At 35.9% G+C, this 13,786-nt stretch carries 12 protein-coding genes; 7 read left to right on the top strand and 5 right to left on the bottom strand.

Annotation, left to right across the window (positions count from 1 at the left end; all coding sequences use genetic code 11):
* Positions 1-404 precede the first annotated feature (404 nt).
* Together M1E86_RS10020 and M1E86_RS10025 are read left to right on the top strand one after the other, a co-directional pair.
* Positions 405-2,558, top strand: coding sequence for a filamentous hemagglutinin N-terminal domain-containing protein (locus M1E86_RS10020; protein ID WP_213912679.1), 2,154 nt, complete (start codon positions 405-407; stop codon positions 2,556-2,558).
* Positions 2,559-3,094: 536 nt separating this feature from the next.
* Complete coding sequence (locus tag M1E86_RS10025) at positions 3,095-4,777, top strand: ShlB/FhaC/HecB family hemolysin secretion/activation protein (protein ID WP_213912678.1); 1,683 nt, start codon at positions 3,095-3,097, stop codon at positions 4,775-4,777.
* Positions 4,778-5,123: 346 nt separating this feature from the next.
* Here the strand turns inward: M1E86_RS10025 and ompW are convergent, their stop codons facing one another.
* A complete protein-coding gene (ompW, locus tag M1E86_RS10030; protein WP_213912677.1) occupies positions 5,124-5,774 on the bottom strand; it encodes an outer membrane protein OmpW in 651 nt (216 codons plus the stop codon).
* Between the two features lie 403 nt (positions 5,775-6,177).
* Between ompW and M1E86_RS10035 the strand changes: the two genes are divergently transcribed.
* A complete protein-coding gene (locus tag M1E86_RS10035) occupies positions 6,178-6,930 on the top strand; it encodes a YciC family protein (protein WP_125893107.1) in 753 nt (250 codons plus the stop codon).
* A 54-nt stretch (positions 6,931-6,984) separates the two neighbouring features.
* On the opposite strand, the gene M1E86_RS10040 is transcribed toward M1E86_RS10035, so the two are convergent.
* Positions 6,985-8,787, bottom strand: a complete 1,803-nt coding sequence (locus M1E86_RS10040; RefSeq protein WP_426099076.1) for a SulP family inorganic anion transporter — start codon at positions 8,785-8,787, stop codon at positions 6,985-6,987.
* A gap of 225 nt (positions 8,788-9,012) precedes the next feature.
* Between M1E86_RS10040 and M1E86_RS10045 the strand changes: the two genes are divergently transcribed.
* Positions 9,013-9,570, top strand: a complete 558-nt coding sequence (locus M1E86_RS10045; protein WP_125893103.1) for a septation protein A — start codon at positions 9,013-9,015, stop codon at positions 9,568-9,570.
* A gap of 57 nt (positions 9,571-9,627) precedes the next feature.
* Here M1E86_RS10045 and M1E86_RS10050 read toward each other — a convergent pair whose 3' ends face one another.
* Positions 9,628-9,825, bottom strand: a complete 198-nt coding sequence (locus M1E86_RS10050) for a YqaE/Pmp3 family membrane protein (protein ID WP_004911118.1) — start codon at positions 9,823-9,825, stop codon at positions 9,628-9,630.
* A gap of 293 nt (positions 9,826-10,118) precedes the next feature.
* Between M1E86_RS10050 and yciA the strand changes: the two genes are divergently transcribed.
* Positions 10,119-10,553, top strand: coding sequence for an acyl-CoA thioester hydrolase YciA (gene yciA / locus M1E86_RS10055; protein WP_125893101.1), 435 nt, complete (start codon positions 10,119-10,121; stop codon positions 10,551-10,553).
* A gap of 82 nt (positions 10,554-10,635) precedes the next feature.
* On the opposite strand, the gene M1E86_RS10060 is transcribed toward yciA, so the two are convergent.
* On the bottom strand, positions 10,636-11,361 hold the full coding sequence (locus M1E86_RS10060) for a TonB family protein (protein ID WP_125893099.1): 726 nt from the start codon (positions 11,359-11,361) through the stop codon (positions 10,636-10,638).
* Between the two features lie 126 nt (positions 11,362-11,487).
* Positions 11,488-11,661, bottom strand: a complete 174-nt coding sequence (locus M1E86_RS10065; protein WP_004254127.1) for a YciY family protein — start codon at positions 11,659-11,661, stop codon at positions 11,488-11,490.
* Positions 11,662-11,950: 289 nt separating this feature from the next.
* On the opposite strand from M1E86_RS10065, the gene cls reads away from it, so the two are divergent.
* Both cls and M1E86_RS10075 read left to right on the top strand, forming a co-directional pair.
* Complete coding sequence (gene cls / locus M1E86_RS10070) at positions 11,951-13,411, top strand: cardiolipin synthase (protein WP_213912675.1); 1,461 nt, start codon at positions 11,951-11,953, stop codon at positions 13,409-13,411.
* Between the two features lie 22 nt (positions 13,412-13,433).
* On the top strand, positions 13,434-13,766 hold the full coding sequence (locus M1E86_RS10075) for an HI1450 family dsDNA-mimic protein (protein ID WP_125893095.1): 333 nt from the start codon (positions 13,434-13,436) through the stop codon (positions 13,764-13,766).
* Positions 13,767-13,786 lie beyond the last annotated feature (20 nt).

A 13,786-nucleotide genomic window follows, 5' to 3' on the forward strand; every position in this document is an offset into this window, starting at 1 on the left:
TTTAGTATTATTTTCATTTCGACAATAAAAATACGCTAAAATATACTCGACCTTATTCGAATAAAAAAATCTTACATCATCAAAAACCATAAATCATAATATTTATTAATGCAATACGCTAATGTCAAAATCAATAGCTACGTGTTATTACACTGGTGTTTTTTCGTATTAAATCCGTAGCGGAGTAATCATTACCAATTGATTTAAATAATTATTTTCAGGTTAAATATATAATATACCATTTATGTTATAATATAGATATTTTACTCTTCTTACATTCCCCAGTACCGACTTAAGTACAATTAAATTTTAATGAAAATTAATATCATGCATAATTCTTATGCTTTAATGGAATTTTTATTAGCTATTTTTAATTTTATCTATAGTCTATTTTAGGGATATTTATGAAACATACTTCTAACCATTCAATTACTCATCCTATGATGAAAATTAAACCACTCTTTTTAAATGTATCTATTATTTTAGGTTCAATATCTATTGCTCACGGCGCGGTTATTAATACCAATGGTGCTGGTGTTATAAATCAAAGCAATGGCCCTACTATTGTGCAGATTAAAGGAGCAAGTGACAAAGGTGTCTCACATAACATCTATAGCCAATTTGATGTTGACCAAAAAGGTGTTATTTTAAACAACAGTACGACCAACACAAATACCACTTTAGGCGGCCAAATTAATGGAAACCTAAATTTAGGCAATGGCAATGGCCCTGCGAAAGTTATTTTAAATGAAGTTAATTCAAATAAAGCAAGCACCTTAGGTGGTATGATTGAAGTCGCTGGTGATAAAGCACAAGTTATCGTTGCTAACGCATCTGGCATCACATGTAATAACTGTGGTTTTATCAATACCGATCGTGTGACACTCACAACGGGTAAACCAATTGTCGCTGGAGGTGAAGTTCTTGGCTACAACGTTTCAAATGGTCAAATCACGATTAACAACCGTCTACAGTCAGACTCACCAACAGATATCATCGCTCGTTCGGCAGTTATTCGTGGAAATATTACAGCTAAAGAGATTAATGTTATTACTGGTAATAACTTTGTTGATGCAGATGCAACTAACATCACTAAACTACCAGGCTCAAATTCAACACCTCGTGTTGGTATTGATGTTGCCGCTATGGGTGGTATGTACGCAGATAAAATTACTTTAGTTTCTACTGAGAGTGGAACTGGTGTCTCTAACCTAGGTATGTTATCAGCAGGTTCAGGCGGTATTAAAATAGATTCGACTGGACTAGTTTATAACCAAAATGCACTAATGAATTCGAATGGAGACATCGATATTAAATCTAACGGTTTATATAACAACTCATCCATCGTTGCTCAAGGTGATATAAGTATCAACAATCACAATACAGTTATTAGCAACAATGCGGGATTAATTAAATCTAACGGTGGTAATATCAAAATCGCCGCTGGTACTATCAATAACAACCAGAGGGGGGTTATTCATGCACAGCAAGATATAGAAATTAATACAAATCATTTAACTAACAACAACGGCTCAATTAAAACTAAACAAGGCAATATTGATATTACTTCTACAAACTCTATAGATAATTCATATTCTATCTATCATGGCGCTATCAATGAGCCTGAGCGTGGTATCAGAGCCGGTGGAAAATTAACCATCGATACTACCAAACTCCATAACAATAATTCAGTTCTTTCAGGACAGGACGTTGCATTAACAGGGCGTTATATTATTACTAATGATAGTAATGGCCAAATTATCGCAAAAAGAAGAATCGATATTGATGCTGAAACACTACAAAACCAGAATGCTTTGATAAAATCAACTAACGGCCAAACTAATATTACGCTATCAAGTAATTTATTAAATAACCGTTATGGTGTTATTGATAGTGGTAAGGCATTAAATATTAATGCAAATATCCTTTACAATGACGGTTCACTCATTTCAAATGCAGGTAAATCTAAATACAATGTAACTACTTTAAATAATCAAAATGGGTATATCAAAGGGAACAACCTTAATATCAAAGCAACTTATGTTGGAAATGATAAAGGCTTAATTACTGCAGACTCTAATGTTGTCATAAATTCGAGTCAGATAGATAACACTAATTCAGCACAATTCAATAATAGCGGAAATATCTTCGGTGCTGCCGGCTATACTGGTGGTATCTATGCCAAAAATGGTTCTGTAACTATCAAAGGAACTAATTTAAATAATAAATATGGAATTATCTCAGCTAATACGTTCCAAAATGCAGGAACTGATGGCGATGTTAAAATTAACTTAAAAAACAACCTTGAAAATAGCTACGGAAAAATCCTAGCGTCTAAAACCATTAACTTGGATATGAATAGGTTAAATAATACCTATTCTGGCTTTATCCGTGCTGGTAAAGATCTCTCCATTAACGCATTTAGCCGCGTAGAAAATAACAATGGGGTATTAAGTTCATATGGAAAAACTGAGATTACAAGCCCTGTAATTTACAATGGTCCTTATGGCCGCATCTTAGGCTCTACTGTCGTTTTAAACACATCTAATTATTACTAATTAGATGATTCAGGAGGCCTTTGGTCTCCTGAATCATAATATCTACCTTATATTCACTTAGCTAAAAAACCCGATAGTTATTATTTCTTATTTAAATATTTAATGGTTAAAACATACTAATGTTTATCTTATTTCCCCTTTCATTTTCGTGTTTATACATCTAAGTATAAAACCCTATTCACCCTATAACGGAGTAAATATTACCTTTTGATTTCATTAAAAAAATAATCGCATCTAAAAATATAAAACCATAACTAAATCAATATTAGCATTAACCTCCCATTTTGTTTTTCATTAGTTAGTTAATATAATTAATTTTTAATAAATTTAAATTTAAAGCATAATCTTAGTAATTTCAAATCAGCTAAAAATAAATATTTTCATAACGACAATTTTATTATAAGGGGATATATGAAAACCGTCTTAAAATGCTAACAATGCTATACATAGATAAGATAATTCTCATATAAGATAGAAATTATTTTCTACAAGCCTCTTCTAATTATATTTTAATCATAAGAATATATGTGGTAACCATGAATTTTCGATTTATTTTTTTATCTGCAACTTTATTATCTTTTCCATTATACGTATCAGGTAATACTGCACAAATTATTGACCAACAAATCAATAACCAAACCAGCCAAGATCGCTCTCGCCAACAACAGACTCAACTAGAAACTAAAGATGTCTTAGGTAAAACAAGAGAGCGGTCAAATAATATTTTAGTTTTCGATGATGAAAAAGATTGCTTTCAAATGAAGCAAGTCATTTTGCTCTCTGAACCTAAACTCCCTTCTATGCGTCCTCTTGAAACATATGCAAACCAAGTTGTTGGTGTATGTATTGGTATTAATGGTGTTGAAACCTTAGCAAAAGGCTTACAAGATAAAATAATTAAATCCGGTTACGTTACCACTAGAGTTAATATTCCAGAACAAAATATCAGTGAAGGGACTTTAACACTGCAAATTATTCCAGGCAAAGTGGCTAATGTTAAACTTGCTGAAGGTAGTGATACTTATATTACCTTGGGGGCAATTATGCCCGCTAAAGAAGGAGATATTCTGAATATCCGTGACATTGAACAAGGTTTAGAAAACCTTGAGCGGATCCCTGGTGCTAAAGTGAATATTGAATTAGCGCCAGGTAAAGAGTTTTCCACATCTGATATTTCCATACAAAGAGAAAAATCTTCTCACTTCAATGTAGGTGGATATTACAATAACTCTGGAAGCCGCCAAACAGGTAAAGATCAAGCTGGCGTAACCCTATATGCTAACAACTTAACCAGTTTAAACGATACTATATATGTCTCTGCAGGGAAAAATTTAAAAAACCAAGCACGCAATAGCACTAGTAATGCGTCTATTTATTATGCAGTTCCCTATAATTATTGGCTTTTCTCATTGTATGCAAGTAAAAGTGACTATAAGCAAACTATTAATGACTCTGTACTTAGTTATAAATATTATGGTGATAGTAAATATTATAACGCCACTGCCAGTAATGTCTTTTTACGGGGGCAAACATTTAAAGATACAGCATCAATTCAGTTAATTAAAAGAAAGTCAAAATATAAGTTGGAGGATGTAGCACTACTTTCTCAACAACGTGACCTTACCAGTCTTAAACTCGGCGTTAGCCACCGTCAAAATATCAATAATTCAACCGTCGATGCTTCAATATATTACCAACGCAATGTACCTTGGTTTGGCGCTGAAGAAAGCTGGGATATGAAGTATGGTGATGTTAGCACTATGGGCCGTGTTTATACTGCCGATATTTCCGGTATGTTTCCTTTTGTCTTTGACAATTTTATTATGAGTTATAACCCACAACTATTTGTACAATATTCACGAGATCGCTTAACCATTCAAGATCAATTCTCGTTAGGTAACCGTTGGACTGTACGTGGTTTCGATGAGGAGTTTTCATTAATCGGAGATAAGGGATTTTACTTACGAAATGAACTAAACTTTTATATTCCTAACTTTTCCTTTTACCCATACTACGCACTTGACTATGGTCGAATATTCGGAGGTGTATATCCACTTGGTCTCTATTCTGATGACCAATTATTAGGAACGGCTATAGGCATGAGGGGTAATATTAATATCTTCAGTTATGATTTGTTTTTAGGTGTACCACTTCATAAACCGGATGAATATGAAACTAGTAGCGTTAATGCAGGGTTAAACGTACAATGGTTTTGGTAATTTAATATTGCAAATTTGAATAATATCTTAAAGCTGAATATTCTCCTGTATTCAGCTTTTTTATTTCAAGGTAATTAGTCTCAATCTTTTATTATTTGTTATTATTTGCCCTAAATAGTGACAGCCAATAAGTACCTTTACTTTATTATCACTCTATAAAACCAATTATTATATTATAAACATCATTATCAATAATAATTGTTACTTTTATGATCGCTGACTATTAAATATATGTTTGACACTAATAAAAATTGAAAAATCCGAGAATACGAATATTCTCGGATTTCCTACTTCTCTCTAATCCTTCAGAATTCAGGTACTACCTGTATTGCGTCCTATCAAATTCTTAGAAACGGTAACCCGCACCGAACATAAATACAAATGGGTCTAAACGAGTATTCACTTTATACTGTTCACCACCTGCTTTAAATTTCACATCACTCTCAATATTCATCCACCAAAGAGAGGCGTTTAGCATCCAGTTATCAGTCAGCATGTAATCCATACCTGCTTGTGCTGCAAAGCCCCACGAGCTTGATAAATCTAGATCAGATAAGCCAGCTTCTTTCCCTGTTGAGTTAAATTTCTCATCAAAGAAGAAGGTATAGTTAACACCAGCACCTAAATAAGGGCGTAATTTATCTTCTTTACTACCAAAATAATACTGCGCCATTAATGTTGGTGGTAAATGTTTTACCGTTGCAATATTACCTGTAGGGCCTGTACCAACTTTATGTTCAAACGGAGTTGCTGCTAATAATTCAACACCAATATTATCAGTGATCATATACCCAAATGTTAAACCTAATTGAGTATTATTATTTGCATCAAAGGTACCTAAATTACCTAAGCCATTAATTTTAACATCATCTCCTCCAACATTAGGTCTGACTGTTGCAGTACCCGCGCGGAAAAGAAAGTCGCCAGCTTCATGAGCAATAGAAATTGCTGGAGCTAAAGTTGCAGCAGCTAATACAAGCGCAGTGAGTTTTTTCATTATCAATCCCATTCCTGTTTTTTATTTTAGTAAAATATACCGTATTATTTAAATTGATGTTCAAATCAAGATCACATCTTTTGATAATTTATAGGTAAACCAATAAATGTCGCTTTATTATTTCATCTCTTATTTTTTTATTTTTGATTTAAATCAATTTTTAGAAAATAACTAACAAAATAAAAACTTGATTTCAAAATATATATATTTCCCCAGAAACTTAAATATATATTTAAAATGCAACTTAGATACTTCCACTTATTTTGGTTAATTAAATTGAACTTTTATATCCAATATATTTCCTTAACCTCCCGGTTTTTATTATCTTTCTCTACCTCTAGGCGTGATACTCGGTTACAATTGGGCTAAAATTTTGATCCCGTTTGTAGATAGGAGCAGTGTCATGTCCATTTCGGCCAACTCACTCATTAGTGATAGTATCAATTTCTTTAAAAATCAATTGAGTGGCCTTTTCACTATTGTGCTCTTAGCCACCGTAGTGAGCCTTGTGATCTATGCAGTGATGATCCCTAGTGAGCAGATGATAGCTGTTCTAGCACAAGCACAAAGTAAGATGATTGAATCCGGTAATACGGGCTTACAAGACTGGATTTTAAGTCTATCCGAAGAAGATAAAAGTAGTATATTACGCGTTTCTTTCGGGTTGATCCTTTCCGTCACTCTTGGAAGTTTATTCCTTATTTGTGGTACGTTATCCTATATCTCTGGTATGTCTCGCGGTGAAGAGATGACCGGGCTTCAGGCAATAACATCGTCACTGAACAAAGCACCATCTATGTTTCTTCTATTGGTTGTTTGCTCACTGCTTATCCAATTAGGCATCACAATTATGGTTCTACCTGGTATTGTACTCGCCATTGGTTTCTCCTTAGCACCAGCAATTTTAATCTCAGAAAGTACCAATTCATTCAGTGCGATGGGAAAAAGCTGGAAATTGGCCTATGCAAACTGGCGTGTTGTCTTACCGATGATTTTAATTTGGATGGCAGCTCAAATGCTTATCAGTGTGCTATTGGGCAACCTTAATATGAATCATATCCTTATTAATGGCATCTCTTTTCTACTCAATAATGTTGTAGCTGCATTCGCTTTAATTTACTTTTATCGTTTATATATGTTAGTCACTAAAAATTAATCTAACCCATAAAACAGAAAGGTATCAAAAGGTACCTTTCTATTTATGTTATTTCTAAGAGTTATCTGAAAGAATTTCCGTTGGTGTAATTTGATTTTCACCGTCATGCTCTAATATATCTGAATCCCTTTGGTACTCTTGTGCTTTTCTTTCCTCAACACATTTCATTTGGATTTGTTGCTTACTTTGAATTAAACGAATAGCAAAATAAATATCCGGTACTACTAATAGGTCATCATCTGAACGATTGATTTTATTTTGTTCTAACCAGCGATTTAGCGAAGTTCTACGCCCTGCTAATACCAAAGTTACCCCTTTGGCTTTCAAAGACGTTACAATGTCATTCAATGTAGAAAAGACGCTCACATCATTATGCGTAAAACTGACGGCAGCATCCACAATCACCCAAGCAGGTCTTTTTCGTTGATTATCTATATGTTTATTCAATCGCTCTTTAAAGTAATTCACATTAAAATAAGTGAGGGGGGAATTGAATCGATAAATCAGGACGCCATCGACTTCCTGAATATTATTTTCGGATGTCATAGAATGAAGCATACCATGTTCATCAACACCTAATAATTGGTCTGTTGGCCTAAATATGACTCGGATAAACTGCAACAAACCCAGTAGAACAGCTAAGCCGACACCACTGATCAAACCAACCACCAGCACTGCACATAATGTAAAAATACATAAGAAAAAAGCTTCTCTATTGCGTTTGCGCATTGATAAAATGCTACGAAAACTCAGCAATGAATAAGTCGAAATAATTAAAACCATCCCTAAAGCAGCCATAGGGATATATTCCAATAAATTCACAGAAAAAAGTAAAACCGCTAAAATTGTTACCGCCGCAACGAGAGAAACCAATTGTGTTTTCCCTCCCATCATATCATTAACCGCTGTGCGGCTACTCGCAGCACTAACTGCGAATCCCTGGCCAAAAGCAGAAGCAATATTTGCCATCCCTAACGCTCTTAATTCTTGGTCTGCATCGACGGTATAACCATTTTTGCTTGCAAAACTGCGAGCCGTCATCATAAAACTGACAAAGCTAATCACGGCTAAGTTTAATGATGGAATAACGAGGTCTCGGAGTAAGCTCGGTGGAAAATCAGGCATTGGTATATGGGGTAGCCCTTCACCTAAATCCCCTACTGTGCTAATACCATATTGCTCAAGATTAAATAAAATACTTGCCGCTGTTGCCAAAACCATTGCAATTAATAAAGATGGCCACTTACTACGTACTCGCTTAATCACTAAGGTAATCACCAATGTCACAATAGCAAGGAATAATGTTGGAATATGTGTTTCTACTATCGCTAATGGAAAAGCTATTAATCGCTCAATAAACCCTGAAGGTAAGGTCGTAATACCAAATATTTTACTAATTTGACTAACGATGATCGTGAGAGCAACCCCATTTAATAAACCTTGCAATATTGGTCTAGATAAAAAATCGGCAAAAGTCCCTAAACGAAATCTTGCAGCAATCAAACACCAAATCCCAGTCATAAAACTCATGACAATAATCAGCTGCCAACGAACAGTTTCGTCTCCCATTGCGAGTGGAGCAACTGCAGCTGCAATCACCGCACATGTTGCGGCATCAGGCCCAATAATTAATTGCTTCGACGTGCCAAACAGCGCATAGAAAAACATAGGTAAAATACATGAATATAATCCAACAATTGCATTCACCCCCATTAATTCGGCATAGGCAATAGCAACAGGTAAAGCAACCGCAGCGACAGACAACCCTGCTTTAACATCAGAGACTAGGTCTGTACGTTGATAGTTAAACAGTGTTTTTAAACCTGGCATCCAGACAAATAGCCTTGCCTTTATCATGGGAGAAAAGCACCTATAAATTAGTAAGTTAAATTATTTTCCATACTATATATATCCGAACTAATAAAGTTTATCTAGAAGTAAGTCAAATAATCGTAAAATAGTGCAAATATGATTGGTAACAAAGCATGTTTATTGGTAAAAAGGTGCAAACTTTTAACAATTAAAGCCAAAATCGGTTAAACTAGTCTATTACCTTTACGTTGAGGCGCTGCATTCACTGTTATGAAACAACTTATTGATTTTATTCCTTTGATAATCTTTTTTATTGTCTATAAAAGATACGATATTTTCTATGCGAGTGGTGCTTTAATGGTTACCACTCCTTTGGCGTTATTAGCAACTTATCTTATCTATAAGAAAGTTGAAAAAGTTGCAAAAATTACCTGTGCAATCGTGATGGGCTTTGCTGCCTTAACGCTTATTTTCCATAGTGATGCATTTATTAAGTGGAAAGTCACTATTATCTATGGTGCATTCGCTGGTGCATTACTCTTTAGCCAATGGTTTACTGAAAAGCCTTTAATTCAGCGAATGTTAGGCAGTAACCAAGAAATAAAATTAGCCGATAGTTATTGGATAAAACTCAATAGTGCATGGGCTATTTTCTTTATTTTCTGCGCATTGCTGAATATTTACGTTGCTTTCTGGATGGCTCAAGATATCTGGGTCAATTTCAAAGTCTTTGGTCTGACAGCAGGAACATTAATATTTACAGTACTGAGTGTGGTCTATATTTTTAAAAATATGGTTAAAGAGCCCGCAGAAAAACACGAAGAATAATTAAGAATAACGTTAGAAACCTGCTAATACACATTGATTAGCAGGTTTTTTTATATCTTAATAACGTTTGTCACCAAATGCTTTTTCAATTTTTTTATCTGTATTGTACTGTGATAGCGCATATACCGACCAAATGGCAGCGGGTAACCAACCAATAAGGGTGATCTGTAAAATTAAGCAAATGATCCCAGCAAAAGGACGCCCTATCGTAAAAAATTGCAACCAAGGTAATAATATTGCCAATAACAATCTCATTTCATACCTCTAAGTAAATAAATAAATAAATTTCATACTATTGAGTATAGCCAATTCAATCAATTGACTAAATATAAAAAACACTTCTTGCTTTTTCTTTGCAAAAATTGATCTTATTGCCAAGTTTAAAACCCGTTTATCAGCAATGGCTACTCTATTTATCTTATTTTTGCAGCAATTCAATTAAATAGCTATTATCAATCAATAACTGAGTAGTTCCGGTTTACTATTGCATATGTAATTTGTTATAAATGCAAAATCAAAAGTAATAACCCTTTTAATAAGAGTCAGATATGCAATTGCCGAACGGTGAGTTAGTTTTACGTACATTAGCCATGCCTGCAGATACTAATGCAAATGGTGATATTTTTGGCGGCTGGTTGATGTCACAAATGGATATAGGTGGCGCTATCTTAGCAAAAGAGATTGCGCTAGGACGCGTGGTCACTGTGGCGGTAAACGGTATTAAATTTCAAAAGCCCGTTGCCGTAGGCGATGTTGTTTGTTGCTATGCACGCTGTTTAAAAACAGGGAAAAGCTCAATTACCATTAATATTGAGGTTTGGGTAAAAAAAGTCGCAACGGAGCCTGTTGGCCAACGTTACCGTGCTACTGATGCGATATTTACTTATGTCGCAGTTAATGATGATAGTACTTCACGTTCATTACCCAAAGAAAAACAACATTTTCAGTTAGCAAGTTCAGATCAAAAAACTAACGAAGCCTAAGTTTTTGCTCCATTCATTATGTAAAAAACAAAAAGCACCATCATCGCTGTGGTGCTTTTTTTGTACAGACTGATTATAACCATTAGACTTGGCTAACAGTGCCATCCAATTTGAAATAAATTTCAGTCACGTAGCCTTTTGCCGGTTGCTTTTCAAAAGTCCAACGGTTCATTGCGCGTTTCACGTCTCGCTCAAATAGCCCTTTAGGTGTAGCTTCAACAAATTCAATATTTGTCACTCGTCCACCATCATCAATATCATAACGAACTTTCACATATCCTTCTTTACCTAAGCGACGCGCGCGTTCAGGATAGGAAGGAGCTTGTTTATGCAGAGCCTTCGGGCCGCCTTTCTTAGTCGATTGACTATTACTTGCCCCTGTATTATTTGCAGTCTTGATAGGGCTATTATTCGTTTTAGGTGCAATGACGTCTGATTTCAGATTGTTCATGGCCAGCTGCTTCTCAACTGGCTTAACATCTTCTTTAATTTTTTTCTTTTCTTCCTGTTTTGGTTTTGGCTTAGGCTTTTTCTTCACCTCAGGCTTTTTCTTAGGCAGTGCAATGACCGGTTCAACTACCGGTTCGGGTTCTGGCTCAATAACAGGTTCAGGTTCTGGCTCTACCGGTGTTTCAACCTGCTCAACGGGCTCAGAAGCGGCTTCAGGGGCGGCAAAAGAAACCATAGCAATCGTCAATGGCTCCGGGTCTCTAACCAAGTTTGGTTGATTAAAAATCCATGCCATCGCAAGGCCCGCATGAATAGATAATGAAATGACGATTATTAAAGTCCAACGCATCCAACGCATATGCAATTTCTACCCTACACCTGTCTACCAAAAAGAATATGACTGATAGTTTAAATGCAAATAGCAATCATATTCAATAAGGTTTGTCATACAAAGTGAAAAATGTGAGTGTACGCTGTAATAACCTTACTCAATCCATTGAGTAAAAAGCAGGGAATGCCGACGATGGTAAATATCAATTTTACGCATTGCATAGATGCGCATGTTTCGCCTAGAATGCCCTTCTAACCAGCGTCTACGGCGACGTAGGGATTGTCTTAACATACGCCAACGCCCTACTTCATGCCTACTACGTCTCATTTAATCGTGTCCTTTTATTGTCTAAAAATTAGTGGAAAAAAATATTATATTCCTTTGAAAAAAAGAACCAAGAGGAAGTTTTTCTGTCGGCTTAGCACGCTTCCTTTGATTTCATCAAGGTAATATCAATTTAAGAAACTATTATTTCCTAACGAATTCCTCTATTTCACAAAGCTTTTACTGCAAAATTTTGCTAAATTCTATTAAGTTGATATTTTGCTAACAGTTTTTTTAGCTAAATTATCTTTTTCCGAACCTTTTTTCTTATTAGTGAGGCATCTGACCCGTTATGGCAACCGTCTATACACTTATGAGTTGGCTTTTGTTCTTCCTATATTGGCTAATTATTGCAGCAATTACCGTCCGCATTTTAGTCAAAAGAAGGCCTGTCACCTCAGCCATGACATGGCTCCTGATCATTTATATTCTGCCATTAGTCGGAATTATTGCATATATTGCCTTCGGTGAGCTTCACCTTGGTAAACGCCGGGTTGATAAAGCGCGTGACATGTGGCCTTCTGTCGCTACTTGGTTAGAAAATTTACGGAATTCAAAACATATCTTTGCCACTGATAACAGCCCTGTTGCTGAGCCATTATTTCAGTTAATTGAAAAGCGCCAAGGCATTGCTGGGGTTAAAGGTAATAGAATTCAACTTCTAACCACTTGTGAAGATTCATTAAAAGCGATTGTCAATGATATCAACAATGCTCAGCACTCGATTGAAATGGTGTTCTATATTTGGCAGCCTGGTGGTTTAGTCGATGGGGTTACCGAAGCATTACTCAACGCCGCTAAACGGGGGGTTAAGTGCCGAATTATGGTGGACTCCGCGGGAAGTTGGCATTTTTTCCGTAGCGATTACCCTGAAAAAATGCGCGCGGCAGGTATTGAATTTATAGAATCGCTAAAAGTTAATTTGATGCGTTTCTTCTTGCGTCGAATGGATTTACGTCAACACCGTAAAATAGTCGTTATCGATAACTATATTTCATATACAGGCAGTATGAATATGGTTGACCCGCGTTATTTTAAACAAGATGCAGGGGTTGGCGAATGGGTTGATATTTTAGTGCGTATGGAAGGCCCTGTGAGTACCACATTAGGCATTGTGTATGCTTTTGACTGGGAAATGGAAACTGGCCAACGCGTACTTCCACCACCGCCTGACAGTAATATTATGCCTTTTGAACAAGCGAATGGGCATACAACTCAAATTATCGCCTCAGGCCCAGGTTTCCCTGATGAGTTGATTCAACAGTCGCTGATGACTGCAATGTTCTCTGCACGCAAACAACTGATCATGACTACCCCTTATTTTGTGCCTAGCGATGACCTTTTGCATGCAATTTGTACAGCAGCAATGCGGGGTGTAGATGTCAACATTATTATGCCAAGACAGAATGACTCATTCCTTGTTCGCTGGGCAAGCCGCTCATTTTATAGTGAATTATTAGCTGCTGGCGTTAAAATTTACCAATTTGAAGATGGCTTATTGCACACCAAGAGCGTATTGGTTGATGGTGAGCTTAGCCTTGTCGGCTCAGTGAATCTTGATATGCGTAGCTTATGGCTCAATTTTGAAATCACCGTAGTCATTGATGATAAAAGTTTTGGTAGCGATCTCACGCTAGTTCAGTATGATTATATTGCACGTTCAACGCGTTTAGAAATCGAAGAGTGGGAACAACGCCCATTCTGGAATCGCGTTGTTGAGCGCATTTGCTACTTCTTTAGCCCATTGTTATAAATTAAGTTAATTAGGAAAGGTCATGACTGAAATACAAAACACACCTTTAATCGATGAAGATGACATCATTGAAATGGCTTATGACCTTTTTCTTGACGGAGCAATGGATAATTTAGAGCCCGCTGACCAATTAATTTTTGCTTTGCAGTTTGAAGAGTTAGGTGCCGCAGAAATTGTTCCTGTTACCCTTAATTGGCAAGAGATGATTACTGAAGAGCTTGATTTAAACCAATTAAGTGAGGTGGTTATTGGGTTAGCTCAAAGCCCTGACGCCGAATTAGACGATATTTTTGCTCGCGTATTAATTAGCCGCCACCCTTCAAAACCATTTCACCATATTTTTTGGAAGAAGTAGTTGATTAAAAGGGACGTTTC

Source organism: Providencia sp. PROV200, assembly GCF_049901995.1.
Lineage (GTDB): Bacteria > Pseudomonadota > Gammaproteobacteria > Enterobacterales > Enterobacteriaceae > Providencia > Providencia rettgeri_E.